At 37.2% G+C, this 25,881-nt stretch carries 29 protein-coding genes and 5 tRNA genes; 20 read left to right on the top strand and 14 right to left on the bottom strand.

Annotation, left to right across the window (positions count from 1 at the left end):
• The first annotated feature begins 8 nt into the window (after positions 1 to 8).
• A complete protein-coding gene (locus CCAL9328_RS05205; RefSeq protein ID WP_169937292.1) occupies positions 9 to 1,628 on the top strand; it encodes a DNA polymerase III subunit gamma/tau in 1,620 nt (539 codons plus the stop codon).
• Here CCAL9328_RS05205 and CCAL9328_RS05200 read toward each other — a convergent pair.
• The 3 genes from CCAL9328_RS05200 to CCAL9328_RS05190 are packed head-to-tail and all read right to left on the bottom strand — an operon-like array spanning position 1,618 to position 4,523.
• Complete coding sequence (locus CCAL9328_RS05200) at positions 1,618 to 1,938, bottom strand: cupin domain-containing protein (protein ID WP_169937290.1); 321 nt, start codon at positions 1,936 to 1,938, stop codon at positions 1,618 to 1,620. The genes CCAL9328_RS05205 and CCAL9328_RS05200 overlap by 11 nt on opposite strands.
• A complete protein-coding gene (gene ccoS, locus CCAL9328_RS05195; protein ID WP_169971416.1) occupies positions 1,922 to 2,155 on the bottom strand; it encodes a cbb3-type cytochrome oxidase assembly protein CcoS in 234 nt (77 codons plus the stop codon). The genes CCAL9328_RS05200 and ccoS overlap by 17 nt, the downstream gene beginning before the upstream one ends.
• A complete protein-coding gene (locus CCAL9328_RS05190) occupies positions 2,148 to 4,523 on the bottom strand; it encodes a heavy metal translocating P-type ATPase (protein WP_170000181.1) in 2,376 nt (791 codons plus the stop codon). The genes ccoS and CCAL9328_RS05190 overlap by 8 nt, the downstream gene beginning before the upstream one ends.
• A 160-nt stretch (positions 4,524 to 4,683) precedes the next feature.
• Between CCAL9328_RS05190 and CCAL9328_RS11030 the strand changes: the two genes are divergently transcribed.
• The 5 genes from CCAL9328_RS11030 to CCAL9328_RS05170 all read left to right on the top strand — a co-directional run bounded on the left by CCAL9328_RS11030 (position 4,684) and on the right by CCAL9328_RS05170 (position 8,134).
• Complete coding sequence (locus CCAL9328_RS11030) at positions 4,684 to 5,184, top strand: acyl-CoA dehydratase activase (RefSeq protein ID WP_228026585.1); 501 nt, start codon at positions 4,684 to 4,686, stop codon at positions 5,182 to 5,184.
• The gene (locus tag CCAL9328_RS11285) at positions 5,141 to 5,455 is read left to right on the top strand and encodes a BadF/BadG/BcrA/BcrD ATPase family protein (protein ID WP_349304196.1); all 315 of its coding nucleotides are present in this window, start codon (positions 5,141 to 5,143) and stop codon (positions 5,453 to 5,455) included. Before CCAL9328_RS11030 ends, CCAL9328_RS11285 begins: the two co-directional genes overlap by 44 nt.
• Entirely contained in the window at positions 5,452 to 6,561 is a 1,110-nt protein-coding gene (locus tag CCAL9328_RS05180) for a double-cubane-cluster-containing anaerobic reductase (RefSeq protein WP_170000180.1), read from the top strand. Before CCAL9328_RS11285 ends, CCAL9328_RS05180 begins: the two co-directional genes overlap by 4 nt.
• 89 nt (positions 6,562 to 6,650) lie before the next feature.
• Complete coding sequence (locus CCAL9328_RS05175; protein WP_169937283.1) at positions 6,651 to 7,028, top strand: RidA family protein; 378 nt, start codon at positions 6,651 to 6,653, stop codon at positions 7,026 to 7,028.
• A gap of 20 nt (positions 7,029 to 7,048) precedes the next feature.
• Positions 7,049 to 8,134: a threonine synthase gene (locus CCAL9328_RS05170; RefSeq protein ID WP_170000179.1), complete on the top strand. Its 1,086-nt coding sequence runs from the start codon at positions 7,049 to 7,051 to the stop codon at positions 8,132 to 8,134.
• A 72-nt stretch (positions 8,135 to 8,206) separates the two neighbouring features.
• Here the strand turns inward: CCAL9328_RS05170 and CCAL9328_RS05165 are convergent, their stop codons facing one another.
• Entirely contained in the window at positions 8,207 to 9,316 is a 1,110-nt protein-coding gene (locus CCAL9328_RS05165; protein ID WP_170000178.1) for a cation diffusion facilitator family transporter, read from the bottom strand.
• A gap of 149 nt (positions 9,317 to 9,465) precedes the next feature.
• Here CCAL9328_RS05165 and rho point away from each other — a divergent pair, with 149 nt between their 5' ends.
• The gene (gene rho / locus CCAL9328_RS05160; protein WP_170000177.1) at positions 9,466 to 10,812 is read left to right on the top strand and encodes a transcription termination factor Rho; all 1,347 of its coding nucleotides are present in this window, start codon (positions 9,466 to 9,468) and stop codon (positions 10,810 to 10,812) included.
• 61 nt (positions 10,813 to 10,873) lie between these two features.
• On the opposite strand, the gene nusA is transcribed toward rho, so the two are convergent.
• Positions 10,874 to 11,980, bottom strand: coding sequence for a transcription termination factor NusA (nusA, locus tag CCAL9328_RS05155; RefSeq protein ID WP_170000176.1), 1,107 nt, complete (start codon positions 11,978 to 11,980; stop codon positions 10,874 to 10,876).
• 146 nt (positions 11,981 to 12,126) lie between these two features.
• Between nusA and CCAL9328_RS05150 the strand changes: the two genes are divergently transcribed.
• From CCAL9328_RS05150 to CCAL9328_RS05120, 7 genes are read left to right on the top strand one after another with little or no spacing between them, the layout of a single operon-like run.
• Positions 12,127 to 12,369: an HP0268 family nuclease gene (locus CCAL9328_RS05150; protein ID WP_169971404.1), complete on the top strand. Its 243-nt coding sequence runs from the start codon at positions 12,127 to 12,129 to the stop codon at positions 12,367 to 12,369.
• On the top strand, positions 12,366 to 13,670 hold the full coding sequence (miaB, locus tag CCAL9328_RS05145) for a tRNA (N6-isopentenyl adenosine(37)-C2)-methylthiotransferase MiaB (protein ID WP_169937453.1): 1,305 nt from the start codon (positions 12,366 to 12,368) through the stop codon (positions 13,668 to 13,670). Before CCAL9328_RS05150 ends, miaB begins: the two co-directional genes overlap by 4 nt.
• Positions 13,651 to 14,385, top strand: coding sequence for a lysophospholipid acyltransferase family protein (locus tag CCAL9328_RS05140; RefSeq protein ID WP_170000175.1), 735 nt, complete (start codon positions 13,651 to 13,653; stop codon positions 14,383 to 14,385). The genes miaB and CCAL9328_RS05140 overlap by 20 nt, the downstream gene beginning before the upstream one ends.
• A gap of 3 nt (positions 14,386 to 14,388) precedes the next feature.
• Positions 14,389 to 14,841 (top strand): hypothetical protein, encoded by a 453-nt coding sequence (locus tag CCAL9328_RS05135; protein ID WP_169937269.1) that lies wholly within the window; start codon positions 14,389 to 14,391, stop codon positions 14,839 to 14,841.
• Between the two features lie 55 nt (positions 14,842 to 14,896).
• A complete protein-coding gene (locus tag CCAL9328_RS05130) occupies positions 14,897 to 15,910 on the top strand; it encodes a DUF8341 domain-containing protein (protein WP_169937267.1) in 1,014 nt (337 codons plus the stop codon).
• Positions 15,907 to 16,428, top strand: a complete 522-nt coding sequence (locus tag CCAL9328_RS05125; RefSeq protein WP_169937265.1) for a hypothetical protein — start codon at positions 15,907 to 15,909, stop codon at positions 16,426 to 16,428. Before CCAL9328_RS05130 ends, CCAL9328_RS05125 begins: the two co-directional genes overlap by 4 nt.
• A complete protein-coding gene (locus CCAL9328_RS05120; protein ID WP_169937263.1) occupies positions 16,421 to 16,957 on the top strand; it encodes a hypothetical protein in 537 nt (178 codons plus the stop codon). The genes CCAL9328_RS05125 and CCAL9328_RS05120 overlap by 8 nt, the downstream gene beginning before the upstream one ends.
• On the opposite strand, the gene tilS is transcribed toward CCAL9328_RS05120, so the two are convergent.
• From tilS to panC, 3 genes are read right to left on the bottom strand one after another with little or no spacing between them, the layout of a single operon-like run.
• Positions 16,946 to 17,929 carry a tRNA lysidine(34) synthetase TilS gene (gene tilS, locus CCAL9328_RS05115; protein WP_169971400.1) on the bottom strand — a complete coding sequence of 328 codons (984 nt, stop codon included), beginning with the start codon at positions 17,927 to 17,929 and terminating at the stop codon, positions 16,946 to 16,948. The genes CCAL9328_RS05120 and tilS overlap by 12 nt on opposite strands.
• A gap of 4 nt (positions 17,930 to 17,933) precedes the next feature.
• Positions 17,934 to 19,241, bottom strand: coding sequence for a 30S ribosomal protein S12 methylthiotransferase RimO (rimO, locus tag CCAL9328_RS05110; RefSeq protein ID WP_170000174.1), 1,308 nt, complete (start codon positions 19,239 to 19,241; stop codon positions 17,934 to 17,936).
• 1 nt (position 19,242) lies between these two features.
• Positions 19,243 to 20,064 (bottom strand): pantoate--beta-alanine ligase, encoded by an 822-nt coding sequence (gene panC / locus CCAL9328_RS05105; RefSeq protein WP_169971396.1) that lies wholly within the window; start codon positions 20,062 to 20,064, stop codon positions 19,243 to 19,245.
• Positions 20,065 to 20,185: 121 nt separating this feature from the next.
• Here panC and prfB point away from each other — a divergent pair, with 121 nt between their 5' ends.
• Positions 20,186 to 21,280: a peptide chain release factor 2 gene (gene prfB, locus CCAL9328_RS05100; RefSeq protein ID WP_169937256.1), complete on the top strand. Its 1,095-nt coding sequence runs from the start codon at positions 20,186 to 20,188 to the stop codon at positions 21,278 to 21,280.
• 2 nt (positions 21,281 to 21,282) lie between these two features.
• Here the strand turns inward: prfB and CCAL9328_RS11280 are convergent, their stop codons facing one another.
• Positions 21,283 to 21,825 (bottom strand): lipoprotein, encoded by a 543-nt coding sequence (locus tag CCAL9328_RS11280; protein WP_170000173.1) that lies wholly within the window; start codon positions 21,823 to 21,825, stop codon positions 21,283 to 21,285.
• Between the two features lie 80 nt (positions 21,826 to 21,905).
• Here CCAL9328_RS11280 and CCAL9328_RS05090 point away from each other — a divergent pair, with 80 nt between their 5' ends.
• The 4 genes from CCAL9328_RS05090 (at position 21,906) to CCAL9328_RS05075 (ending at position 24,017) form a co-directional block, all read left to right on the top strand.
• Positions 21,906 to 22,220 (top strand): type II secretion system protein, encoded by a 315-nt coding sequence (locus tag CCAL9328_RS05090; RefSeq protein ID WP_169971391.1) that lies wholly within the window; start codon positions 21,906 to 21,908, stop codon positions 22,218 to 22,220.
• A gap of 126 nt (positions 22,221 to 22,346) precedes the next feature.
• A complete protein-coding gene (locus CCAL9328_RS05085; protein ID WP_170000172.1) occupies positions 22,347 to 23,030 on the top strand; it encodes a tetratricopeptide repeat protein in 684 nt (227 codons plus the stop codon).
• Positions 23,023 to 23,610, top strand: coding sequence for a tetratricopeptide repeat protein (locus CCAL9328_RS05080; protein WP_169971387.1), 588 nt, complete (start codon positions 23,023 to 23,025; stop codon positions 23,608 to 23,610). Before CCAL9328_RS05085 ends, CCAL9328_RS05080 begins: the two co-directional genes overlap by 8 nt.
• A 101-nt stretch (positions 23,611 to 23,711) precedes the next feature.
• The gene (locus tag CCAL9328_RS05075; protein ID WP_169937247.1) at positions 23,712 to 24,017 is read left to right on the top strand and encodes a c-type cytochrome; all 306 of its coding nucleotides are present in this window, start codon (positions 23,712 to 23,714) and stop codon (positions 24,015 to 24,017) included.
• Between the two features lie 170 nt (positions 24,018 to 24,187).
• On the opposite strand, the gene CCAL9328_RS05070 is transcribed toward CCAL9328_RS05075, so the two are convergent.
• From CCAL9328_RS05070 to CCAL9328_RS05050, 5 genes are all read right to left on the bottom strand, one after another.
• Positions 24,188 to 24,262 (bottom strand) — tRNA-Glu (locus CCAL9328_RS05070).
• 12 nt (positions 24,263 to 24,274) lie between these two features.
• Positions 24,275 to 24,350 (bottom strand) — tRNA-Lys (locus CCAL9328_RS05065).
• A gap of 46 nt (positions 24,351 to 24,396) precedes the next feature.
• Positions 24,397 to 24,473 (bottom strand) — tRNA-Asp (locus CCAL9328_RS05060).
• Positions 24,474 to 24,486: 13 nt separating this feature from the next.
• Positions 24,487 to 24,562: transfer RNA gene (locus CCAL9328_RS05055), tRNA-Val, on the bottom strand.
• 3 nt (positions 24,563 to 24,565) lie between these two features.
• Positions 24,566 to 24,641, bottom strand: a tRNA-Lys gene (locus CCAL9328_RS05050).
• Between the two features lie 299 nt (positions 24,642 to 24,940).
• Here CCAL9328_RS05050 and CCAL9328_RS11275 point away from each other — a divergent pair.
• Positions 24,941 to 25,881, top strand: a 941-nt coding sequence (locus CCAL9328_RS11275) for a diguanylate cyclase (protein WP_349304195.1), incomplete at its 3' end; no start/stop codon positions are given.

The following is a 25,881-nucleotide window of genomic DNA, read 5'->3' as shown; positions in this document are numbered from 1 at the left end:
GATAGATCTTGCAAGCATTAGCACTTAAATACAGACCGAAAAATTTTGACGAACTCATAGGTCAAGAAGCAGTTAGTAAAAGTCTGACTCACGCTTTGCAAGAGGGTCGCATAAGTCACGCATATCTCTTTTCCGGACTTAGGGGAAGCGGTAAAACATCAAGTGCTAGGATATTTTCTAAGGCGCTTGTTTGCGAACAAGGTCCAACATCTCATCCATGCGAAATATGCTCTCACTGTCAAATGGCAAACGAAAGCAGACACATGGACATCATCGAAATGGACGCCGCAAGTCATAGAAAAATAGACGATATAAGAGAGCTAATCGAACAAACAAAATACGCCCCCGCGGCCGCAAGATATAAAATTTTTATCATTGACGAAGTTCATATGCTAACAAAAGAGGCATTTAATGCACTTTTAAAAACACTGGAAGAGCCGCCAAGCTATGTCAAATTTATACTTGCTACGACCGACCCGCTAAAGCTTCCTGCAACCGTGCTTTCGCGCACACAACATTTTAGATTTAAGCAAATTAGCAAACACAACATCATAAAGCATCTTGAATTTATTCTGAGCAAAGAGGGAATTTCTTATGAGAAAGAGGCATTAGAGATCCTTGCTAGAAGCGGATCAGGCTCACTTAGAGACACTCTTACTTTACTTGATCAAGCCATTATTTTTAGCACAAACCACATCACTCAAACAGCAGTCGCTTCCATGCTAGGACTACTTGATCCCATAAAAATAGAAGAGATCTTAGATGTCGTTATCTTAGGCGATAAGGATAAATTAAAAGAGCTGGTTTTGGAGCTTGAAATTTATGAACCGGAAATGATAATAGATGAGTTAATCATAAATTTAAAAGAGAAATTTCTAAATAACGATCCGAAATTTTCATTGTTGATTTACGAGAGATTTTTTAGAATTTTATCACAAACAAAGGGCATGTTAAGCGTTTCTAGCGACAATGGTTTCATACTGACAATAATGCTTTTTATGATGATAGAAGCGCTAAATTTAAAGACGATAGATGAAGCCATAGTTTCACTTCAAACATCTAAACAAACTAATCAAGCACAAAATTTAACGCAAAAGTCGACAACAGTAATAAATTCAAACACTCCAAATTTAGCACAAAATGACCCTTATGCTTTGTTCTTATCAAAAATTTATGACCGCGACTACGAACTTGGCGAGTGTTTTAAAAGATGTATCGAATTTCAAGACTTTAAGCAAAACACTATGTATTTAAGCTCGGGCGCAATGGGTGAAGATCAAACCAAAATGCGAAACAGCTCAAAAATCATAATGCAAATTCTTCGCGCCTGCTTTGGAAATAGTGCAAATATCAAGATCGTAGCAAAAGAACAAAAGCCCTTAAATGAGCCAAAAAACGAGAACTCAAGCCTATCTTACTTGGATGCAGAGCTTTCAAATTTAAATATAGATCAAAATTTATCACAAACACAACCTCATCCAAAACCCATCGAAGTAAAGCCTATTATCACTCCAAGTATAAATTTCAATGGGCAAAAAAGCCCTGAAGAGCTTGAGAGGCTAAAACAAGAGGGCGTAATAAAAGAGGCAAACAAGCTTTTTGGCGAACCGCAAATCATCAAAAGCTAAAAAAACAAAGCCAGATACACTCTTGTGATGTATAGCTGACTTGATGCTTTGTATGCGCTTTGATAAAAAGCGTATCGCCTCTATTTAGTGAAATTTTATCGCCGTTTTCATATCTAATCTTAGCTTCGCCATCAAGCAAACAAACCCACTCGTCCTCGTCATTATCTTGCCATTTTGTAGTTTGCCCGCTTGATAAAATTCGTTCAACTCGTATTTTTTCATTTTTAAAAAATTCGTCTACTATCTCAAATTTTGATGAGAAATTTAAATTTTTAAAGATGTTTTGCCTATCTTCACTCAGATGACCCATAGCTTTTTCCCTTGCGTTTTTTTATCGCTTCTTTCTTTCGCTTTTCAAGCTCATAGGCATCATTTAAAGCATCCTCTCCATCAAAGCTTGCCCCATCAAGAAATTTACGATAGTCCTCAAATTGATGATTTTTAATCCCCCAAATAACGCCAAAAAGCCCGCATGCCCCTATTAAAATAGAAATTCCAAGCATTATCGCTAAAACCAAATCATCCATTTTTTGCCTTAAAAGTTGATTTTATCCTTAGTGAATTTAATATCACGACTATCGAGCTAAGCGACATAGAAAGTGCGGCAAACAGCGGTATAACATATCCCATAACCGCCAAAGGCACGGTTAAAGCGTTATAACAAAGGCTAAAGGCTAAATTTTGCTTTATCGTCCTAAATGTTCTTTTTGCCAAGACCATGCTGTCGCCAAAGGCTGTTATATCGTCATTTAAAAGTGCGATATCGCTTCTTTCCAAGCTTATATCAGCACCACTGCCCATGCAAACTCCAACTTGGGCTTTACTCATAGCGAGACTGTCGTTTATACCATCTCCTACAAAAACAACTCTTTTGCCGTCTTCTACAAGCTTTGCTACGAATTTGGCCTTTTCATCAGGAAGCGCATTTGCCTTGTATTTAAGTTTAAGTTCGTCTGCTACCTTTTTGACGTTTTTTTCATTATCGCCGCTAAGCACGTAGGCGCTTATGCCTAATTTTTTTAGGCTTTGCACGCACTCTTTCACGCCACTTTTTAGCTCATCTTTTAATACAAATTTAGCTACAAGCTCGCCATCATAAGCCACAAAATACCCTGCATTATCATCTTGTAAGGTGAGCGAATTTTCACGCATAAACCTAGCACTTCCGCCAAGTAAATTTCTGCCCTCAAAATCCGCCATTACGCCCTTTGCTGTGATCTCTTTTACATTTGTTATATTAACGCTTTTTGCTTCTTTTAGATAGGTTGCTACAGCAATACTTACGGGATGTTTTGAAGCTAAAGCGATAGAAAGTATTAGCCCGTCATCTATATCTTTAAATTTAGCAAATTCACTAACTGTCAAATTTGCCTTCGTAAGAGTTCCTGTTTTATCAAAAACAACCGTATCACACTTTGCCAAGCTCTCTATAAATTTAGCCTCTTTAAATAAAACTCCTCTTCTAAGCCCTGTCCCAAGCGCGCTTAAAGTCGCCACCGGAGTTGCTAAAGCAAGAGCGCAAGGGCAAGCGATGACGATAACAGATATGGCGATGACGATAGCTTTTTCAAACCATGCCGTATAAAAATAATACCCAAACGTAAGCAATGCGATACTTAAGATCACAAGCGAAAATTTAGATGAAATTTCATTTGCGAGCTGCTCTATGCGTGGTTTTTTAATTGTTGCATTTTCAAGCATCGATATAATTTTATTTAAAAGCGAGTTTTCAAAACTGGCATTTGCCCTGTAATAAACTACTCCGTCAAGACATATCGAGCCGCTTTTTAACTCATCATTTACACCCAAAAACACAGGCAAACTCTCTCCGCTAAGGCTTGAAAGATCAAAGCTAGCCTCTCCGCTAGTCACGACACCGTCTATAAGTGCTTTGTCCCCTGCTTTTAGCACGATGGTTTCACCAACTTTAACATCCTTAATGTTTTTACTAGTCACAGCACCATCTTTTGCTACGCTAACTTCGCTTAAAGATAATAAATTTAGCCTATCAAGAGTATCGTTTGCCCGTTTTTTACTTAAAATTTCTAAAAATTTACCGATAAAAACAAAGGTGATTATCATCGCGACAGAGTCAAAATACACCTCTCCAACGCGCGAAAACATCGAATACACCGAATAGCTATACGCTAAAGTCGCTCCAGTAACCACAAGCAGATCCATGTTTGGCGTTCTTGTTTTTAAAGCTATTTTTGCCCCTGAAAAAAACGCCGATCCCGTATAAAACAGCACAGGAGTAGCAAGTATAAACTCGGCAAAATTTAAAATATCTCTAACATTTTTGTCGATACCCGTAAAATACCCGGCATACTGGGCTATGGCTATCCACATGATGTTCATCACGCAAAACACTCCGACAAGTAGCTTTATATAAAAATCACGCCTTTTTGCCGACATTCTAAGCTCTTCTTGCCCTGCATCATACGCATATGCTCTATATCCCACGGCACTTATGGCATTTAAAATTTCAGCCAAACCGACTTGCTCTTCATCCCAGATAACGACAGCTTTGTTATTTGTTGAATTTATACTAGCCTCAACGACACCCTTTGTAGAAAAAAATACCTTTTCGTTTAGCCAGATACAAGCCGAGCAGTGAATTCCCTCTATCACTAAACTTATCTTTTTAAAGCCGTTTTCATCTTTTACATACTCATCATATAAGCTTTGTATACTTTGAGTGGTGCTATTTTGGGTATTTTGCGGACTTAGGGTGTTTGTTCCAAGCCGAGAGTAAAACTCGTCAAATCCGCCATTGTGTAAAATTTCATAGACATTAGCGCAACCCGTGCAACAAAATTTTTCTCCATTTTGATTTACTATCGCACAATCATCGTCAAAGCTTAGCCTACAATGCGAGCATTTAAATTTTGGCATGAATTACATTTTTCTTTCATATTTAGATTAAATTATTATACGGAAATTTCTCTTAAATTATATAAATTTGTGCTATAAATATTAAGCTGTAATTTTGATTTTATTTGATAAAATTATGCAATCTCTAAGTTTAGAGACACTTTTACACTAGGCAAATTTTATGTATTTTATCGGTATCGACATAGGTTCAACCTCAACAAAAGTGGCTGTATTAGACGCGGATAAAAATGAATTTATCGATCTATTTTTACGTCCTACAGGCTTTAGTGCCGTAAATGTTGCGGATGAAATTTATGAAATTTTAAATCAAAAAGACTATATTCCAAATTTTATAACGGCAACAGGGTATGGCAGAGTAAGTGTGAAATACGCAAATTTCACAACAACTGAAATTTTATGTCACGGACTTGGAGCGGATTTTTTATACCCGTATGACTGCACGGTTATAGACGTAGGAGGGCAAGACACAAAGGCGATAAAAATGGTCTCTTCAAAGCCTGAAGACTTTATCATGAATGACAAATGCTCTGCGGGAACGGGTAAATTTTTAGAAGTTATGGCAAATCGCCTAGGGCTAGAACTAACCCAACTTTACAAAACCGCACAGCAAAATTTAAATATCAAAATCAGCTCAACTTGCACGGTTTTTTGCAGAGTCTGAGATAATCTCTCTCATATCAAACGGCGTTGAAAAAACACAAATAGCATATGCCATTATTGACTCTTCGACACAAAAAGTTGCTTCGCTCATAAAAAAACTTGAGAATGAAAGATACTTTTTAAGCGGAGGACTAAGTAACGTAGAACTGTTTAAAAATTTGCTCTCAAATCATCTTGGTAAAGAGATTTTCACTGATAAAAATGCAATATTTTGCGGTGCGATGGGAGCTGCTCTCATCGGCGCAAGAAGATCAAAGGAGAAAAAACAATGAGAATGGAATTTGACACTTTAAAAAAGCGTAATGCAATGGCTCTTCAAGACATCAAAGCTCAAGGCAAGAAGATCGTAGGGAATTTTTGCACCTACGCACCAAAGGAGATAATATATGCCGCAAGGGCAATACCTATAAGCCTTTGTGCTTACGATGAAAGTCCGATAGATGCGGCTCAAAAAGAGCTTCCTCGCAACCTTTGCCCTCTTATTAAGGCGAGTTACGGATATGCATTAACCAAAAAATGCCCCTACATGAACGCAAGCGATCTAGTTGTCGGTGAAACAACCTGTGATGGCAAAAAGAAGATGCATGAGCTGCTTGCAAATCACAAAGATGTCTATGTCATGGAACTTCCAAATATGACAAACAAAAAAAGTCTAAAGCTTTGGAGCAAAGAGATAGCGGAATTTAAAGAATTTATAGAGAATAAATTTAAAACCAAAATCACCGATGAAGCGCTGCTTGAAGCGATAAAAATTTATAACCAAGAGCGTGAGATAATGTGCGAACTTATGGATCTTAGTAAGGCGAACCCAAGCCCGATAAAATGCAGAGAGATACATCAAATTTTATTTGCAAGCGACTTTATCTACGATAAACAAGAAAAAATCTCCACGCTTCGCTCTTTCATAGATGCTATAAAAGAGAGCACGCCACCAAAAGAACACAAAAAACGTATCTTAATCACAGGCTGTCCAAGCGGTGGTATATATGAAAAGATAATCAAACAAATCGAAGATCTAGGTGCAGACGTGGTTGCATTTGAAAACTGCACGGGAACTAAAAACTATAAAAACTTAATCCAAACCGATGGCGACTTGATAGAAAATATCGCCAAACGCTATCTAAAAATCCCATGCTCGGTAATGTATCAAAACAACGACAGAGGCAAGATCATCAAATCCATGGTAAAAGAATACGAAGCAAATGGTGTCATAGACGTTGTTTTAAGCGGTTGTCACACATACGCGATAGAAACAAATAAAATCAAAATCGCAAGCAAAGAAGTCGGTGCAAACTACATGAGCTTAGAGACTGATTACTCAAAACAAGATGTAGAACAAATTCGCACACGACTTGAAGCTTTTATAGAACTATTATGATAAATTTAGAGCGAAATTTTCGCCCTTTTGCTTAAGCTCCTTTAAATACCGTTACGAGTAAAATTAGATAAAATTTTTAAGGAGTTTTTATGGAAATTTTTCAAACACAACTTTCTAAAACACGCAAAGCTCACTACTCCCCTGCAGTGCTGCACGGCGACATACTTTACGTTTCAGGACAACTAAGCATAGATCCGGTGACCATGAAACTACCAAATGGTGGAGTTAGAGAGCATACACAACAAGCGCTTAAAAACTTACAAGCCGTCTTAGACCTAGCAAACGCTAAAAAAGAAAATATCATCATGTGCAGGGTCTACACTCCAAATGTTGAATTTTGGGATGAGATAGATGACGAGTATGCGAAATTCTTTGGCGAGCACAAACCCGCTCGCGTAGTCGTGCCTACGTCGACCTTACATTTTGGTTGTTTGGTAGAGATAGAAGCTCAAGTGGCAATGAGATAAACCCAACACAAAGGAAAAACATGTCAAATTTTAAATGTTGCGAATGCGGTAAAACGGCATCTTTGCAAACCCTAAACTATACTTGCGAATGCGGTGGGCTTTACGATCTTGACTTTAAAGCTCCAAAATTTTCACTAGATCTGATCGACAAAAACGAATTTAGCCTCTTTCGCTACCGTAAATTTTTCCCTATCCAAAATGAAATTTGGCGCGAAGTAACTCTTGGCGAGGGCATGAGTGCGACCGTAAATTTTGATGACAAGCTTTATTTTAAACTTGATTATGCCATGCCTACACTATCTTTTAAAGATCGCGGAGCCGTTATGCTGATATGGCTTTGTAAAAGCATAGGTGTTAAAAAAGTCCTTCAAGATAGTAGCGGAAACGCCGGCAACTCAGTCGCCGCATACTGCGCTAGAGCCGGCATAGAGTGTGAAATTTTTGTTCCAAAAGGCACAAGCGAGAAGAAGATAAACATGATAAAAGCCTTTGGCGCAACGGCTACAGTTTTTGACGGGACAAGAGATGAAACAGCCGACGCATGCCGTAAAAAAGCGCTTGAAGAGGGAATTTACTACGCTAACCATGTTTATAATCCACTATTTTACCAAGGCACTAAAACTTACGTCTATGAAATTTTTGAACAACTAGGCAGGGTGCCTGATAACTTCTTTTTACCCGTTGGTAACGGAACACTACTAATAGGCTGTGAGATTGCGCTTACCGAACTTTTTGAAGCAGGACTTATACAAAAACTACCTAAAATTTTCATCGTTCAAAGTGAAAACTGCGCTCCGTTTTTTAAAGCCAAAGATAAGCCTCTAAACGTCATTCCAAAGCCTACCCAAGCCGAAGGTATAGCCATAGGAAAGCCCATGAGAGGTAAAGAAATTTTAGCAAGCACTTATCAAGGCGAACGCGAAGTTATAACGATACCTGAAAATGCGATCATCCCAACAAGACAAGATCTTGCTAAAAAAGGTTTTTATGTCGAGCATACGACAGCTGCCATTTATACCGCTTATGAGCAATACATCAAAACAAACCGCCTTCAAGGAGATAGCATCATCTCGCTTTGCGGAGCTGGTTTAAAAAGCGAGCATTAAATTTTTTATAAAAACAAACGGAAGAAATTTAAAGACAAAAACACTAAATTTCTTCCATATCAAAATCGAATTTTAGCTAAATTCCCTATCTATAACGATAAAAATTTCAAAGCCCTCAAAACGCTTAGCAACCCTCTCTTCTATCTTAGCCCTAAGTCCCGCTATATCCGGCTCTTTAAAATCAACCGTCACGTCAAATCTAATTCTTTTTTGCTTTAAATTTATAAAAAACGCATGGATATTTAAAACATTTTTTATATCCAAAAGTGCGTTTTTGATGCACTCTTTTGCACTATTTTGGCCTAAATTTACGCTATAAATTCCAAAAACAAGATACACACGATATTTATCGTAAATCTCAACTTGAAGCTCATTTAAACGCTGTGAAACAAGCGGTAGTTTTAAATGCTCGTCAACCTCAACATTTATAGACCCTACATAACGCTCAACACCATAGTTATGGAGTATCAAGTCATAAGCGCCTTGTACTATCTCGCACTCTAAAACCGCCTGATAGATCGTATCGCTAACCTCTTTTTCGACCCTAACGCCGATTATCTTGTCAAATGTCTCTTTTATCAAAATCACACCATTATAGATGATAAAAACCGATGCGACAACACCGGCGTAACCGTCTATAAAAATTTCATAAAAATACGAAAGAAGTGCCGAAATCAGTATGATACAAGATATCATCGCATCACCAAAAGCTTCCGCTCCAACTGCTTTTAGCGAGATTGATTTTGTGTTTTCGCCTACTTTTTTATAATGCTTTGCAATTAATACTTTTACAAAAATAGCAAATAGTAAAAACCAAAGCGCACCAGCTTCAAAGCTTGTCTTTTGAGGTTCTACTATAACCTCAACCGAGTTTTTAAAAAACTGCAAACCAAGCATTAAGACAACTACCGAAACGATAAGGCCGCCGATGTATTCGGTTCTACCGTATCCATAAGGGTGGTTTTCATCAGGCTTTTTTAGCGAAAGCTTTGAGCCAAATATCGTTATAACGCTTGAAAATGCATCACTTAAGTTATTTATCGCATCTGAAATGATAGCAACCGAATTTGAAGCAAGAGCGATTAAAATTTTTATACCAGCTAAAAAAACATTAACGACAATACCTAAAACAGCCGTTTTTATAATAATCTTTTCTCTAAGGCCGTCTTTAAAATTCATCATTTTCTACCCTTAAAACAAAATCCAAATTATATCAAAAAGTGTAAATTTTATTGACAAGAAAGCAAAAATTCTATAAAATGCCACTTTTCAAACACTACATTTGAAGACCCAAATTTCTACATTATTTATGCAAATTTAAAAGAGGATTAATGGAAAATAACGAAAAAGAGCAAGAAGCTCAGAGCCAAAAAGAAAACAAGGCTACAAAAAAACACACAAACTCACGCACACATACCCCGGTTGATGGACACAAGATAGAAGACCTAAGAGCGCTTGACTTAGAAAATTTAGTCCAGATAGCAAATGTCGTCGGTGTTGAAAACCCTCGAGAATTTCGCCGTCAAGATTTGATATTTGAAATTTTAAAAACACAGACAAAACAGGGCGGTTTTATACTATTTACAGGAATTTTAGAGGTTACAAACGAAGGTTACGGCTTCTTGCGTTCCGTTGACGCAAACTTAAGCGACAGTTCAAATGACGCTTATGTTTCAAATTCGCAAATTCGCAAATTCGCGCTACGCGTAGGTGATATCGTTACGGGACAAGTTAGAGAACCAAAAGATCAAGAGAAATACTACGCACTTTTAAAGATCGAAGCCATAAATTATATGCCTTTAGCCGAGGCAAAAGAACGTCCTCTTTTTGACAACCTAACACCGCTTTTTCCAACCGAAAAGATAAAACTAGAATACGATCCGATGCATCTAACAGGACGCGTGCTTGACCTATTTACTCCTATAGGCAAGGGTCAGCGTGGCCTTATCGTCGCTCCTCCAAGAAGCGGTAAAACAGAACTCATGAAAGAGCTTGCTCACGGCATAGCTAAAAACCACCCAGAGGCTCATTTGATGGTGCTTTTAGTCGATGAACGTCCTGAGGAGGTTACCGATATGCAACGCTGTGTTAAAGGCGAAGTATTTAGCTCGACTTTTGACCTACCGGCGCTTAATCACGTGCGTGTGGCCGAGCTTGTCATCGAAAAGGCAAAGCGTCTAGTCGAGATGGGAAAGGACGTTATCATCCTTCTTGACAGTATCACACGTCTAGCACGTGCTTATAACACCGTTACCCCACCAAGTGGCAAGGTGCTAACGGGTGGTGTGGATGCTAACGCACTTCACAAGCCAAAACGCTTCTTTGGCGCAGCTAGAAATATTGAGCACGGTGGCAGCCTTACTATCATTGCAACCGCACTTATCGACACAGGTTCGCGCATGGATGAAGTTATATTTGAAGAATTTAAAGGTACCGGCAACAGCGAGGTTGTACTTGATAGAAATATTTCCGATCGCAGAATTTATCCGGCAATTAGTGTGCTTAAATCAGGCACAAGAAAAGAAGAGCTTCTTCAAAAACCTGATGAGTTACAAAAAATTTGGGCTATTAGAACAGCTATTGCATCTATGGATGATGTCGAAGCGCTTAAATTTTTATACGCAAAAATGTTAAAAACAAAAAATAACAAAGAACTACTTGCGATTTTAAATGATTAAATTTTAATCGCCTTCAAAAGCGGCAAGCACAAACTTGCCGCGATTATTTTATACTGAAATTTCAATCCTCTCCAAAAAGCGATCTTAAATCTCTTGCAAATTCACTATTTTCAGAGCCGCTTGTCTTTGCAGAACCGCCTATCTCGTTAAGCTCTATCTCATATCCTGTAAGCATGCTTGCTAGTCGTATGTTTATGCCTGACTTGCCTATCGCCTTGCTTTTTTGTTCGCTAACTAAACTCACGATAGCTTTGTTTCCGTCTATTTTTACAGAACTTATAATAGCAGGACTCATGGCGCGAGTGATAAATATCACAGGCTCAGCCGAATACTCAACAACATCGATATTTTCATTTTTTAGCTCTTTGCTTACGGCATTTATCCTAACGCCTTTTGTTCCAACGGTCGCTCCGATAGGATCGATATTCGGAGAAACGCTAAGAAGCGCGATTTTAGCACGCTCTCCTGGAATTCTAGCGCTTGATTGGATGATTATACCGCCATCTTTTATCTCAGGCACCTCAGCCGCTAAAAGAGCTTCTAAAAATTTAGGCGAAGTTCTGCTTAGCTCTACTTTTATGCCAAGACTTTTATCGGTATAAACCTTTCGGATAACAGCTTTAACTACATCACCCACTTTAAATTTCTCCCCTTTTATACGGTATTTTCTAGGCAACACCGCTCGAAGCTCGTCTATCTCCACAAAAGTGTTTTCTTGCTCATCAACACGAACAACAGTTCCAAAAACAACATGCCCAACAAGTTCTTCGTATTTTTGAAAAATTTTCTCTTCAACAAGACGTTGTATATGAAATTCAAGCTCTTTATGTAATGTTTGAGCCGCCGTTCTGCCAAGGTTATCAAGACTCAACTCATAAGTAAGTTCATCGCCGATCTCTACACTCGAATCGATATTTTTCGCATCTTTTACGCTTATAAAGTGCTCGTTATCTTCGCTCAAACGCTCATCATCGTTTGAAAGTATTAAAATTTTCTGATAAAGTTTTAAAGTTTTATTTGCGTCGATAACAACATCGTATTCATAATGCTCTCCGTATACATGTCTAGCGGTATTGACAATGGCTCGTTTAACACGCTCTTTTACATCCTCTATATCAAGCCCTTTTTCATTTGCAATAGACTCTATGATGTCCGATATTCTCTCCATTTTTGCTCCATATTTTGTATTTTTAGGGGATTTAACTTTAGAAGTTTTGACATTATATAGTTTTCTTACTAATAAAAAGTTTAATGTGCTTTTTATTAGCGATTTGATATACTTACAAATTCAAAAATTACAAGCAAGGATAAAAAATGGAGCTAAAACTCGCTAGAACCGAGATTGATACAAAACCAAAAACGATCTCACTTGATAAAATCGAAGCTGCCGTAAACAAAGACGGACAAAAAATTTTTTATTTTGATAAAGAAAACAGTCACAAACAGCTGATCGAGCTAGTTGAATACTTTGAAGAAAAAGGACTAAGCGTCTATCATAGAAGCGTTAAATACGGTCTTGACGACAACGACTACATGTATGAAGTTCATATCTTATAATGAGTAAAAAGCTTTTCATACAAACGCTAGGCTGTGCGATGAATGTTCGCGATAGTGAGCATATTATCGCTGAGCTTAGCCAAAAAGACAATTACACTTTAACCGAAGATATGGGTGAGGCGGATTTGATCCTTATAAATACTTGTTCTGTTCGTGAAAAACCGGTACATAAACTTTTTAGCGAGGTCGGAGCATTTGAAAAGGCAAAAAAACCAGGTGCCAAAATAGGCGTTTGTGGCTGCACGGCAAGTCATTTGGGTAGTGAAATTTTTAAACGTGCGCCATATGTTGATTTTGTTTTAGGAGCTAGAAACGTCAGTAAAATTTCAACTGCCGTCAAAACTCCAAAATTTATTAGCACCGATATAAACTACGATGAGAGCGACTATGCCTTTGGTGAATTTCGCGGATCGCCGTTTAAATCATACATAAATATATCAATAGGCTGTGATAAAAAATGCACTTACTGTATAGTTCCGCACACGCGTGGCGATGAGATAAGCATACCTTTAAATTTAATACTTTTAGAAGCCCAAAAGGCAGCCGACAGAGGCGCAAAAGAGATATTTTTACTTGGTCAAAATGTAAATAATTACGGTAAACGTTTTTCAAGTGCACATGAAAAGATTGATTTTAGCGACTTGCTTGAACGACTAAGCGAGATTGATGGCATCGAGCGCATACGATTTACAAGCCCGCATCCACTTCACATGGATGATAAATTTTTAAATGTTTTTGCAAACAACCCAAAAATTTGCAAATCCATGCACATGCCGCTTCAAAGCGGAAACACAAAAGTGCTTTGTGAAATGAAGCGCGGATATACCAAAGAGTGGTTTTTGGACCGTGCCTTAAAACTTCGCGAACTTTGCCCTGATGTAAGCATTAGCACGGATATCATCGTGGCTTTTCCTGGCGAGACAGATACAGAATTTCAAGACACCATGGATGTGCTTGAAAAAGTTAGGTTTGAGCAAGTTTTTAGCTTTAAATACTCGCCTCGTCCGCTTACGAAAGCAGCTGAATTTACAAACCAAATTCCAGACGATATAGCCTCGCAACGCCTAACAAGACTTCAAAGTCGTCATAATGAAATTTTAGATGAAATAGTAGCAAAGCAAAACGGTAAAATTTTTGACGTTTATTTTGAAGAGCTTAGAGCAAACGGAGCCGTAGCAGGACGAAGCTTTAACAACTTTTTAGTTCAAGTCCAAGGGAGTGAAGAGCTGCTTGGCAAGACACTAAAAGTGCGCATAACTAATCCAAAAAGAATGGTGCTTTATGGCGAACTTGTGGAGTAGAGCCAAAAAAAGTATATTTATAAATTTTAGCGTATGGGCCATTTACCTGTTCATGCGCATTATCTTTTTAACCTGCAAAAAAACATATACCGACACAAGACTTCCAAAGCACGGTTGCGTTGTTGTGTTTTGGCATGGGCGACTAGCCATGATGAGCTTTGCGTATTTAAAATTTTGGACAAAAGATTTTAACAAACAAAAACACGGGAAAGTTATAATCAGCAACCACAAAGATGGCGAGATTATTGCAAGGATAATTAAATTTTTTGGTATCGATACCATACGAGGAAGCAGCTCAAAAGGCGGAGCAAAAGCACTTATTACCGCGTTAAAAGAGATAAAAAGCGGGGTTGATGTCATCATTACGCCAGATGGACCAAGAGGACCAAGACACAGCATCGCTGATGGCGCCGTAGTTATCGCACAAAAAACAAATTCTGAAATTTATGTCCTAAACTATGAAGCCGATAAATTCTGGCAACTTAAAAGCTGGGATAAAATGATAATACCAAAACCATTTTCAACTATAAATTTCAGCCTTTCCGCTCCTTTTAAAGTTGATGGCTTAGAACTAGATGACGCAAAAGAGCTTATACAAGAAAATTTATGGAAAGCTTCACAAAAAGACGGCGGCAAAAGCGTCGAGGAAAATAAAAGCGATTTTGTTGCAAATTTAAAAGTATGGTGGGTTAAAAACGCCAATAAAAACAGGTAAAACATGAAAAAATCACGCTCAACAGCTGCTATCTTGGCAATACTGATAATATTTTTTGCTTGGCTATTTTTCGAAACAAACACATCATATCAGCTAAGCTTTAAGGCTAAATTTTATTATGAGATAGGCAATTTTCAAAAGTCACTTGAGCTAAGCGAAGAGGCTATAAAACTTGATATCTACAACAAAATGGCAAACACCTTGCTTAACCAAAGTAAAATTTCTCTCGAATTTACAAACTACATAAACGACGGTAAAAAATACATAAAAATGATCGAAAACATCAGCCAAGGAGAGGTCAGCAACAGCGACAAGGAGCGTATAAAATTAATATGCGATATCATGATAGAGCAGTACGCCTTTTTAAAAAACAGCATACTTATCGACGACGCTTTAAAAGATGAAGCCAAAAAGACGAAAGAGAATTTTGAAAAGTTAAAAAAAGAGCTTTTTTAATCTTATTTAATAAGTTTTTAGATACCATTATATAAGTTATGATTTTAGGAGAAGTATGTCGTTTTCTATTCGCGGTATGTTTTCAAATTTATTTTTAAGCGTTCTTATTGAGGATTCAGAGTGCATATTTTACGGACGTGTCGTTAAAAATAAAGAGGTCATAAACACTATAAACGCAAAATTTACAGACATAAACCCCGAAGACATAGACCAAAAAGTTCTTGACTTCATACAAAGACAAGAGAAAAACTACTCTAATATATACATATCTTTATTTTTTAATAGCCCATACCAAGGGGCACTTCCTACCATCAAAGAGGAAGAATATAATAAATTTCATATAAATTCCGACGGACTTGTAAGCATAAAAATGCAAAATGAATGGAGCATTTATGCTGATATGCTGGCCGTTAGAAGAGCCAAAAACACATTTGGGAGGGATAGCGTTGATCTTATATATTCGCCTATCGCCCTACTTTTTCATGAGCTTTTAAAACGCCAAATCCCTGAAAAAACGACGCTTTGTGTGTATAACCATGAAAAATCCGTCACACTGTCTATATTTAAAGATAAAAAAATGAGACTTTCTACGTTTTCGATCATAAACGAAAACCAGCCAAGCGGTGATACAAATTTCACCGAGCAAAAGCTTGAGTTAGAAGACATTACGGATATTGACAACCTAATCGTTAAAGAAGAGAGCGAGGCAAGCTCGATAGATGATTTTCAAAGTCTTGACGATCTTTTAGGTGATGATAAATTTCAAGGTTTTGAAGACTTAGGATATGACCTAAATATGCCGGTTTCACAAGATGTAGAAAAGTCCGTTGCGTTATTTGGACGCGACATGAACACTTTTGAATATATCCTTTCAGCCATTAAAGAATTTTACAACAACCCGCTTTATGACGCTGATTTTATCGAGCAAATAATTGTATTTGACAACACAAAAACTAGCGCGACATTCCTGCAATACCTTGAGTCAGAACTACTGGTTGAGACATCGGTCTATCCTATAAATACTCTTGAGATCATGAACGAGCTTATGTATGAGGAGATAAAACTATGACTTTTAGCTTTATTACGCCTGAACCGAGACCGATTTTAAGCCTATTTAGCAAACTTTGGCTAACACTTATCGGCTCTGTTTTCTTCGTTCTTTTGCTAGTAAATTTACTTATCATATATAAAAACTACTCGCTTGCCACAAACACCAAAGACTTATTTGCCGAGCAAACAAGCTTAAGCGAAAAAATAGTCCATGCAGATGAGGTTTGGGCGACATTAACGACAAGAATTTCTGCTGCAACTGATATTTACACCTCGAACACTTTACTTAAAAAAAGCCTACATAATCTTTTCGATCTAGTTCCTGACAGCATTACACTTGAAGAGGTATTGATGCAAAAAAACTCACTAATAATACGAGGCACCACACCAACAAAAGACGTATTTAACCAGCTTTTGGCAACCCCGCTAAAATCAATATTTACCACTTCAAACACAAGCTTTTATCAAACCAAAAACGGCTGGTATGGATTTATTAGCACAAACAAAATAGATAACTCCGAGGGATACAATGAGTAAAAGACGCGACACAAGCCTTGAAAAGATAGACGTAGTCAAGCTTTTACTTTATATTTTGATATTTATAGTTATCTGCTTTGTGATGATATTTGCATTTATCGTGCCAAATATCAAAGAATTTAAAGAGCTAAGTAGAGAAAATCGCTCTCAAATGTCATCATATTCAAAGGTCAAGCAAACATACGACGGTAAAATCGCGGCACTTGAAAGCCTAAAGGAGAAAAACGAATTTATCATCTCCTCTTATGACGCAAAATTTGACAAACAGAAATTTATAAATTTCGCCTCTACTTTTTTTAACGAAGTAAGCTTGAGTGAAGCCGAAGAAACTAATCCCGATGAAAGCTTTTTCCTCTATCAACTAAATGTCACGACCTCAGTTAAAACACCGCAGAAATTTTATGATTTTTTAGATGCACTTAGCAAATACGAAAGCATAATTAGAGCCGAATTTCCGATCAATATGAAAGGCGATGGAGACAAGATCCACACTATCTTTAATATACGTGTTTATGGTCTAAAACCTTAACTCCACTAAATTTATGCCAGCACTAAATAAATAGCCTCGAATTTGCGCCGGCATACCAAGAATTCGGCACTTTTCCTTAAAATCCTTATCCATTTTAGTTTTTACAAACGGTGCAATCAAAACACTTTCGTCTTTGTATAAACCAACCGCTATACGTCCCGAGATAACACAGCCACCTTTTAGGCACCTTTTGCACTCTAAGCGCTGAGCCTCGCTCATCACAACACCTAAAGTTTTAGCTACCCTATCAATGCCGTTTAGTGCGTTTTCGTCGTATTTAACACTATAAAGATCTTGTGAAATTTTACTTATCTTAGGCTCAAATTTAGCGCGTTCGGCTTCTAAAATTTTAAAACTTCTAGCTACGCCCTCTTTGAAATTTGCCAAAAATTCTGTTGCAAATTTAGCCCGTATAAAATTTCGCTTAAATTTTTCATCGACATTACTCTCATCGACAAAGTAAGCTAATTTTCCCTCTTTTAGATACGCTAAAATTTCAGCCTTACTTATGCCAATGAGCGGTCTATAAATTTCACACCACTCCCTGCTTTCATGCTCATTCATACCTAACATCTGCAAAAGTCCGGCGCCTCGTGAAAGCTGCATCATAAACCACTCCAAGCGGTCATCAAGCTGATGGGCTAAGATTAAATTTTTATATCCGTGTTCAAGAAAAATTTTCTTAAAAAATTCATACCTTATTTCTCTTGCCTTGGCTTCAAAATTCCCGCCTTCAAGCTTAACGCTAAGAGTGAAGATCTTTTTTTTAAAGTTTTTTGCAAGAGCTTTTGCACTTCTTACTTCGTCTTTGCTTTGCGCTCTTACATTATAGTCTACAATAGCGATATCAAACTCAACTCCAGCATCATTTAGCAGATAAAAAAGTGCCGAACTATCGACACCATGAGAAAAAGCCAGTAAATTTTTACCGTTTTTTAAAGCATCGATACTCTCTTTTGATAAATTTATCATAGGATTAAGCTCTTTTTATAACCCTTGCAATTAATTTGTTATCAACAGAGTCAGTAACCTCACAAAGATACCTAGCACCAACTTCAAGCTCACGCTCATCACTTTCGTTAATTAAAATTTCGCCGTCTATATCTTTATCCCAGATATCCATTTTACCACCAAAAAACATCTCACCCTCGCTACTTTCACCTTCTATACTGGCGATTATCTCGCGTCCTATTTGTGATCTAAAGCTATCATCTAATGTTTTTTTAATAACCTTTTCTATCTTTGATAGTCGTTTTGAGATGATTTTAGTAGGAATTTGCTCCATATCAAATGCAGCAGTATCCTCCTCTCTTGAGTAGGCAAATGCTGAAATTCTATCAAATTTAAACTCTTCTAAAAATTTACAAAGTGAGTCAAAGTCCTCATCGCTCTCTCCTGGATGTCCCACGATAACGCCGGTTCTTAAAAATGAATTTGGAGCAGATCTCATGGCGCTTAAAATTTCATGCACCTTTGCTTCATTGCTTCCTCGTTTCATCACGCGTAGCATTTTATCACTAATATGCTGTATAGGCATATCAAAATAGTTATGAAATACAGGCGAAGCAACTATCCTATCGATCAACGCCATTGTTGTTGTGCTTGGATAAAGGTATAAAATTCTAGCGCTTTTAACCCCATTGATCTTCTCTACTTCATCAATAAGCGATATAAGTCCGTCACTAACGCCATTATCACGCATCCACGAGCTGCTATCTTGAGATAAAAAGCTAAAGTCATAGTAGCCCTTTTGGACTAGTCTTTTTACTTCATCTATGATATTTTCAAGACTTCTTGACTTAAGTTTGCCTTTAAAGGTGGGTATCGCACAAAAGCTACATTTTTGATTACAGCCTTCAGCGATTTTAATATACGCATGATAGTTTGAGCCAGTTATAATACGTTCTTCGTTGCTTTGTAGATACACGTCCGGGCTAAATAAATTTTGCTTTTTTAAGATTATTTCATCGATCTTGTCATAGTCACCCACGCCCGTAAAAAGATCTACCTCAGGTAGTTCACGCATAAGTTCTTCGCGGTATCTTTGCATCAAACAGCCGGTTACAACAAGCGTTGCGCCTTGTTTTTTAGCCTCTGCCATCTCAAGTATAGTGCGCACACTCTCCTCTTTTGCCGAAGCGATAAAACCGCATGTATTTACGATTATCACGTCTGCATCTGAAATTTCATTTGTTAGCTCGAAGTTGCGAAGACGACCAAGCATTATTTCAGAATCAACTAAATTTTTATTACAGCCAAGAGATATAAGATAAAGTTTGCTCATTTTAAACCCACAAATTATCTATCAAACGTGTTTTGCCGACATAGGCTGCAACAAGGATTATGGCATTACCAAGTTCTATCTTTGAAATTTCATTAAATTCTCTATCGACAACAGCAACATAATCAACCTGCAAGGGCTCAAGCGTATTTAGCATACAAGCCTTTATCTCGCTAACATTTAGTTCACCCTTTTTGATTAAATTTGAAGCATTCATTAGCGAGCGAGACAGCCTTAAAGCGTGGCATTTTTGCTCGTCGTTCAAGTAGACATTTCTACTTGAAAGCGCCAAACCGTCGCTTTCTCTTACGATCTCACAAGGTATTATCTGAGTGTTTATAAACATGGTTTTTACCATATTTTGCACTATTAAGACTTGTTGTGCATCTTTTTTACCCATATAAACACGCGTTGGACGGACTAGATTAAAGAGTTTTGTAAGCACTCTAAGAACTCCGTCAAAATGACCAGGACGAGTTTTACCCTCTAAGATATTTGCAAATTTTTCAGGTGCTTTTATCTTTGGTTCATTTTCAAAATACATCTCTCGCCCATTAGGTATAAAGATCGCATTAACGCCGGAAAGTTCGCACATTTTTATGTCTGACTCTTCCTTTTTGGGATAGCTTTCAAAGTCCTCTCCGGGCAAAAATTGAGTTGGATTAACAAATGTAGAAACGATACTGATACAGTTTTCGCTTACACATTTTTTTATCAAACTCAAATGCCCCTCATGCAAAGCACCCATCGTAGGCACAAAACCGATCTCACCGTTACAACTGGCTATAAATTCACGTAGCTCTTTTACGCTTCTTAAAATTTCCATTATATACTTCTTTTTTATGATTTTTAAGGCTGTATTTTAGCAAAATGCTCTTAAACTCATGATTAAATTTTGACTATAAGCTTTTTTTGGATAAAATCAGCCAAAAATTCAAGGAAATCATGTGGATAATTACGAATATACCGAGCTTTTAAAAACCCTACACACAAAAGTTCAAAACATCTCAGCTATCATAAAACCAGAAAATATTAAAGCCAGACTAAAAGAGATAGAAAATTTAGAACAAGATGAAAATTTCTGGCAAGATATCGCAAATGCTACTGCTATCGGCAAAGAAAAAACTAAAATTTCAAATACGCTTGAAAAATTTAACAGTGCAAAAAGTGCTGTTGATGACGCAAAAGATCTTTATGAGCTAGCAAACTCTGAAAGCGACGAAGAGACTGTAAACGCACTATTTGACGATGCTTCAAATTTAGAAGACAAGATAACCAATCTTGAAATTTCAATGCTTCTAAGCGGCGAAGATGATAATAAAAACGCCATCATCTCTATCCACCCTGGAGCAGGCGGCACAGAGAGCAACGACTGGGCATCGATGCTATACCGTATGTATCTACGCTTTTGCGAACGCGAGGGATTTAAGGTTGAAACTCTTGACTTTCAAGAGGGGGACGAAGCCGGCCTAAAAGATGTTAGCTTCATAGTAAAAGGAGAAAATGCCTTTGGTTATTTAAAGGCTGAAAACGGTATACACCGTCTTGTTAGAGTAAGTCCTTTTGATAGTGCCGGACGCCGCCATACAAGCTTTTCAAGCGTCATGGTAAGCCCAGAGATAGATGACGATATAGAGATTGAGATCGATGAAAAAGATCTTAAAATAGACACTTACCGTGCAAGTGGGGCCGGCGGTCAGCACGTAAACAAAACCGAAAGCGCCATACGTATAACACACGCGCCTACTGGCATAGTAGTGCAGTGCCAAAACGACAGAAGTCAACACAAAAACCGTGCAACCGCTATGAAAATGCTCAAATCACGCCTTTACGAGCTTGAGCTCATGAAACAACAAGAGGCAAACGCAAATGTGGAAAAAAGTGAAATCGGCTGGGGGCATCAGATACGATCATACGTACTTTTCCCTTACCAGCAAGTAAAAGACGTAAGAAGTGGAGAGGCATATAGTCAAACAGACGCCATACTTGACGGCGATATTAAAAAAATGATAGAAGGTGTGCTAATTAGCCAAAAGAGTTGAGATTAAAATTTCAACTCTTTAAATTTTTCGCATGCTTCATTTATGCCACCTGCACAAGCTCTATTTAGAAATATTTTAGCGTCATTTTGCTCGTTTGTTTTAAGATATAACAAGCCAAGATCATAATCTGCCAAAGCAGAGCCCAAATTTGACGCTTCATAGTAATACGCCTTTGCTTTTTTGAAATTTTGATTAACCCCAAGACCATACTCATACATATAACCAACACTTCTTAAAGCCTTGGTATTACCATATCTTCCCGCTGTTTTAAACCAAAACATAGCACGCAAAAGATCTTTACTCACATGAAGCCCATCTCTATAATAAACTCCGACTTGATACATTGCAAGGATATTTCCGGCTTTTGCCTTTTCTTCAAAACGCATAAATGCCTTTTTGTATTTACCATCTTCATGAAGCATTAATGCCTCTTTGAGCTCTAGAGCTTGCGGATCATCATAGCTAATGTCGGAATTTGATTTTTGATTAAACACGCAGCCTGATAAAAACAGTGTCAAAACGAACACAAATATAAGCTTTTTCACCACTTTTCCTTTAAATTTAGCAAATATTATCCTAAAAGTCTTATAATGTTTATAAATTTTTAACAAACAAGGAGATTATAATGGATTATAACGCGCTTTTAAGTCAGCTAGGTTACACTATCAACGAAACTACAGTAGCTCAAATGCAAAGAATTTTTAACAACATGGACGGCGTAAATATACAAAATATCGTATCTTTAAACGATCATTTAAAGCCACATCTTTGTTTTGTTGCAATGAGTGGTAGCGAAGATAGGCTTAAGATAAAAAACATAGCGACTATTGCAGAGATAAAAGAACGCGTTGAAGACATTATCGCTGATTGGGCGGAGAAATACAAAATAAAACTTGAAAAGATCAACGACACAACATACTACATCATCGGACGCGAATAACACTATATGCCACACAAGTTTTGTCTTATGGGCAAAACTTTTGGCGATCTAAGTGACAAATTTTACTCATCTAAGCTCAATCAAGGCGTTAAAATAATCTTTTTTGAGTGATTTTAAGGAGCAAATATGAAAAATTTTATACCATTTTTATTAGTAATACTTTTAACAGGATGTTCACAAATATCACAATTTTCCCCGCAAAAAGATGGCCAGATAATAGACCAAGAAAGTAAGTGGCAAGAAAGCGAAGATCAAAAAATAGTCAAAAACAAAGAGCAGATCTCTCAAAATGCCATAATGCTTCTTGTTCCAAAATGCAACGAAGGAGAAATGTCAGCTTGCAATGATACCGGAGCTAACTATGAATTTTTAAAACAATACGAAAATGCGGCGATATACTACGAAAAAGCCTGCAATGGCGGTGTTGAGCTTGGATGTGCGAATTTGGGCATACTTTACGAGCATGGTCTTGGAGTCAAAAAAGATCCTAAGCGCGCAGTAGAAATTTATAGAACAAGTTGCAACCAAGGAGGCGCTAGATCTTGCTATAACTTAGCAAATGCATACCGAAAAGGAGAGATCGTAGCACAGGATTATGCTCTTGCAATGAGCGCCTACGAAAATGCTTGCAAAAAAAACGATATCCCATCATGTGCAAACATAGGCGCTATGTATGAGCTAGGTCTTGGCGTAGAAAAAGACGAAAGAAGAGCGTATCAAATTTATAAAGTCGCTTGCTTTAGAGGTTTTAGCAAGGCTTGCCCTCAAATGAAACGCCTTGGCATAAAACTAGGCGAGATAAATGAATAAAAAGATCATAAATTTAGCTTTAATAATCGCTTGTGCATTTGCTTTTAGCGGTTGCTGGTCATGGCAAAAGATAATAAGCTTTGGCTATCTTCAAAGCGAAGAGGAAAAATTTGAAGAAAAAGCCAGGCAAGAGCAAGAAAAACTTATCGCGCAATGCGAAACCGGTCAAAGCATCGCATGTAACAACCTTGCTGTAAATTTTAGCAGGCTTTTAAATTTTAATGATGCTAAAATTTATTATGAAAAAGCTTGCAACAACGGGCTTGTCACAGCTTGTTCAAATTTAGGACAAATTTACGAGCAAGGGCTCGTAGATGAAAATATAGATGAGAAAAAAGCTATGCAACTATATGACTTTGCTTGCAAAAACAACGATGGAGTTGGATGCTATAACCAAGCCCTATTGCTCCATAAAAACAATCCTCAAGATAGCAAAAAAGTGCTTGAGCTGTTAGCAAAAAGTTGCAAATTTGAATACGCTCAAGCTTGTTTTTTATTAGCAAAACTAAGCAACAATGAGGCAAAAGCGAGAAAGCTATACGAGCGTGCTTGTAAATTTGGCAAATGCGAAGACAAGTAAGCTAAAACTTTTCTTCGCTTTACCGATATAGTTTTATGACTAAGTTAGAATTTTACTTTTGTATAATATAATTTTCTAATAAATTTTTGTAAAGGAAAAAAATGAAAAAATTACTTATTGTTTCAAGCGTTGCAGCCTTGTTTGCTTCTTCTATGTTTGCAGCTGACGGCGCAACTATCTATAAAAAATGTATCGCCTGTCATGGAGCAAAAGCAGAGAAAGTGTTTAACAACAAAGTTCCTGCACTAACATCACTAGATGCTGCTGCCATAGTTGCTTCTTTGCAAGACTACAAAGCCGGCAAAGCTAATAAATTTGGCATGGGTGCTATGATGAAACCTATCGCTACTCCACTTAGCGAAGATGATGCAAAAGCTGTTGCAGAGTATATTCAAACTCTAAAATAATCCAAAGAGGAGCATAGCTCCTCTCTTCTCTTTAAAAATTTATATTTTCTTTCGTTTTTTAATGTTTAATTTTTACTAGACATAAATTATTTTGTATTAAAATTTAAACGGCAAAATGAAACAGTTATTTTAAATAAGATATATTATAATTTGGATTATAAATTTTGAAGTGGTGACCCATACGAGACTCGAACTCGTGTTACCAACGTGAGAGGCTGGTGTCCTAACCGCTAGACGAATGGGCCAACAAATAACAATGGTGCCCCGTGTAGGGCTCGAACCTACGACCCCATCATTAAGAGTGATATGCTCTACCAACTGAGCTAACGAGGCTCTTCGGGTATGCTTACCTTACTTCGACTTTAAACTAAAGTCAGGATGGCGCAGCGGACGGGGCTCGAACCCGCGACCTCCGCCGTGACAGGGCGGCATTCTAACCAACTGAACTACCGCTGCACCTAAAGAATAATGGTGGTCGCTATAAGACTCGAACTTATGACATCCACCTTGTAAGGGTGGCGCTCTACCGGCTGAGCTAAGCGACCAAGTGGTGTCCTGTGTTGGATTCGAACCAACGGCCCCCTCATTAAAAGTGAGATGCTCTACCGGCTGAGCTAACAAGACATTTTAAAAAAATGAAGTGTGATTATACTAAAAACATTACTTTTTGTCAAGAGTTACAAAACCATTTCGTGCATTTATAGTAAATAAATATTTTATTTGTCATAAAGTTAATTTTATATAAAATTAATATCCAAAAATATTAAAGAAAGGCTGCATTGGACATGGGGCAAGTGTTTTTTACCTGGGGTAAGGAATTTGCAACAAATATAGAGATAGTTGATATAGAGCATAAGTATTTAGTTAATATTGTAAATAACTTGGGTAGCAAATTATAAAAACCAACCACTACTGACCAGGAAATAAAAAACATATTAGTAGAGCTTATAGAGTACTCGAAGTATCATTTTGCTCATGAAGAAAGCATAATGCAAAAATCAAACATCGACAAAAGACACGTTAAGCAACATTTAGCAGCACATAAAAATTTTATCAAAGAAATTTCACTACAAGAACAAAAGCTTGGCAAGAAATACAATAAAGAAAATGTTAAAAAATTACTTGATTTTCTTATACAATGGCTAACTTTTCATATACTTGGTATCGATAAAAATTTAGCAACCCAAATACACCTCATAGAGCTTGGCTGCGATCCAAAAGATGCCTATATACAATTAGATGATACAAATAAAGAGCAAGTAACAACGCTACTTCGTTCGTTTAATAACATTGTAAATGTTTTAATGAAATATAATGAAGAACTTTTAGTACTTAAAAAATCACTAGAAGAAAAGGTTGAAAGCAGAACAAAAGAGCTTGTCAACATGAATTTAATGCTTGAAAGCGTTGCAATGAAAGACCAATTAACGGGAATTGCAAATAGACATAAAGCAATGCTAACTCTAGACAAACTTATAAAAAAATTTCACAAAACAGGCGAGAAATTTTCTATCATAATGCTTGATATTGATAATTTTAAATTTATAAACGACACATATGGACACGACGCTGGAGATAGAGTTATGGTCGCCTTTGCCGATACCTTACAGCATAATATCAGAAACGACGACATAGCCTGCAGACTAGGCGGAGATGAGTTCTTAATCATCTGTCCAAAAACAGACAAAATAGGATGTTATCAGTTAGCCACAAAAATACATAAAGCAATCTTGCAAATACGCATCAATTTTCACAGTAGCTGTTGGTATGGCTCAACCAGTATAGGTATATCAACATATGATAACAAAGAACTTACAAAAGAAGGGTTGATAAAAATCGCCGACAATGGCGTATATCAAGCCAA

Source organism: Campylobacter sp. RM9328 (assembly GCF_012978615.1).
Note: the sequence above shows the minus strand (reverse complement) of the source record. Positions and strands in the feature narration are given on the sequence as shown.

Coding starts and splice junctions, on each gene's coding strand:
- CCAL9328_RS05200 (WP_169937290.1), bottom strand. CDS start 1,938: ATGGGTCATCTGAGTGAAGATAGGCAAAACATCTTTAAAAATTTAAAT.
- ccoS (WP_169971416.1), bottom strand. CDS start 2,155: ATGGATGATTTGGTTTTAGCGATAATGCTTGGAATTTCTATTTTAATA.
- CCAL9328_RS05190 (WP_170000181.1), bottom strand. CDS start 4,523: ATGCCAAAATTTAAATGCTCGCATTGTAGGCTAAGCTTTGACGATGAT.
- CCAL9328_RS11030 (WP_228026585.1), top strand. CDS start 4,684: ATGTATTTTATCGGTATCGACATAGGTTCAACCTCAACAAAAGTGGCT.
- CCAL9328_RS05180 (WP_170000180.1), top strand. CDS start 5,452: ATGAGAATGGAATTTGACACTTTAAAAAAGCGTAATGCAATGGCTCTT.
- CCAL9328_RS05175 (WP_169937283.1), top strand. CDS start 6,651: ATGGAAATTTTTCAAACACAACTTTCTAAAACACGCAAAGCTCACTAC.
- CCAL9328_RS05170 (WP_170000179.1), top strand. CDS start 7,049: ATGTCAAATTTTAAATGTTGCGAATGCGGTAAAACGGCATCTTTGCAA.
- CCAL9328_RS05165 (WP_170000178.1), bottom strand. CDS start 9,316: ATGATGAATTTTAAAGACGGCCTTAGAGAAAAGATTATTATAAAAACG.
- rho (WP_170000177.1), top strand. CDS start 9,466: ATGGAAAATAACGAAAAAGAGCAAGAAGCTCAGAGCCAAAAAGAAAAC.
- nusA (WP_170000176.1), bottom strand. CDS start 11,980: ATGGAGAGAATATCGGACATCATAGAGTCTATTGCAAATGAAAAAGGG.
- CCAL9328_RS05150 (WP_169971404.1), top strand. CDS start 12,127: ATGGAGCTAAAACTCGCTAGAACCGAGATTGATACAAAACCAAAAACG.
- CCAL9328_RS05140 (WP_170000175.1), top strand. CDS start 13,651: ATGGCGAACTTGTGGAGTAGAGCCAAAAAAAGTATATTTATAAATTTT.
- CCAL9328_RS05135 (WP_169937269.1), top strand. CDS start 14,389: ATGAAAAAATCACGCTCAACAGCTGCTATCTTGGCAATACTGATAATA.
- CCAL9328_RS05130 (WP_169937267.1), top strand. CDS start 14,897: ATGTCGTTTTCTATTCGCGGTATGTTTTCAAATTTATTTTTAAGCGTT.
- CCAL9328_RS05125 (WP_169937265.1), top strand. CDS start 15,907: ATGACTTTTAGCTTTATTACGCCTGAACCGAGACCGATTTTAAGCCTA.
- CCAL9328_RS05120 (WP_169937263.1), top strand. CDS start 16,421: ATGAGTAAAAGACGCGACACAAGCCTTGAAAAGATAGACGTAGTCAAG.
- tilS (WP_169971400.1), bottom strand. CDS start 17,929: ATGATAAATTTATCAAAAGAGAGTATCGATGCTTTAAAAAACGGTAAA.
- rimO (WP_170000174.1), bottom strand. CDS start 19,241: ATGAGCAAACTTTATCTTATATCTCTTGGCTGTAATAAAAATTTAGTT.
- panC (WP_169971396.1), bottom strand. CDS start 20,064: ATGGAAATTTTAAGAAGCGTAAAAGAGCTACGTGAATTTATAGCCAGT.
- CCAL9328_RS05090 (WP_169971391.1), top strand. CDS start 21,906: ATGGATTATAACGCGCTTTTAAGTCAGCTAGGTTACACTATCAACGAA.
- CCAL9328_RS05085 (WP_170000172.1), top strand. CDS start 22,347: ATGAAAAATTTTATACCATTTTTATTAGTAATACTTTTAACAGGATGT.
- CCAL9328_RS05080 (WP_169971387.1), top strand. CDS start 23,023: ATGAATAAAAAGATCATAAATTTAGCTTTAATAATCGCTTGTGCATTT.
- CCAL9328_RS05075 (WP_169937247.1), top strand. CDS start 23,712: ATGAAAAAATTACTTATTGTTTCAAGCGTTGCAGCCTTGTTTGCTTCT.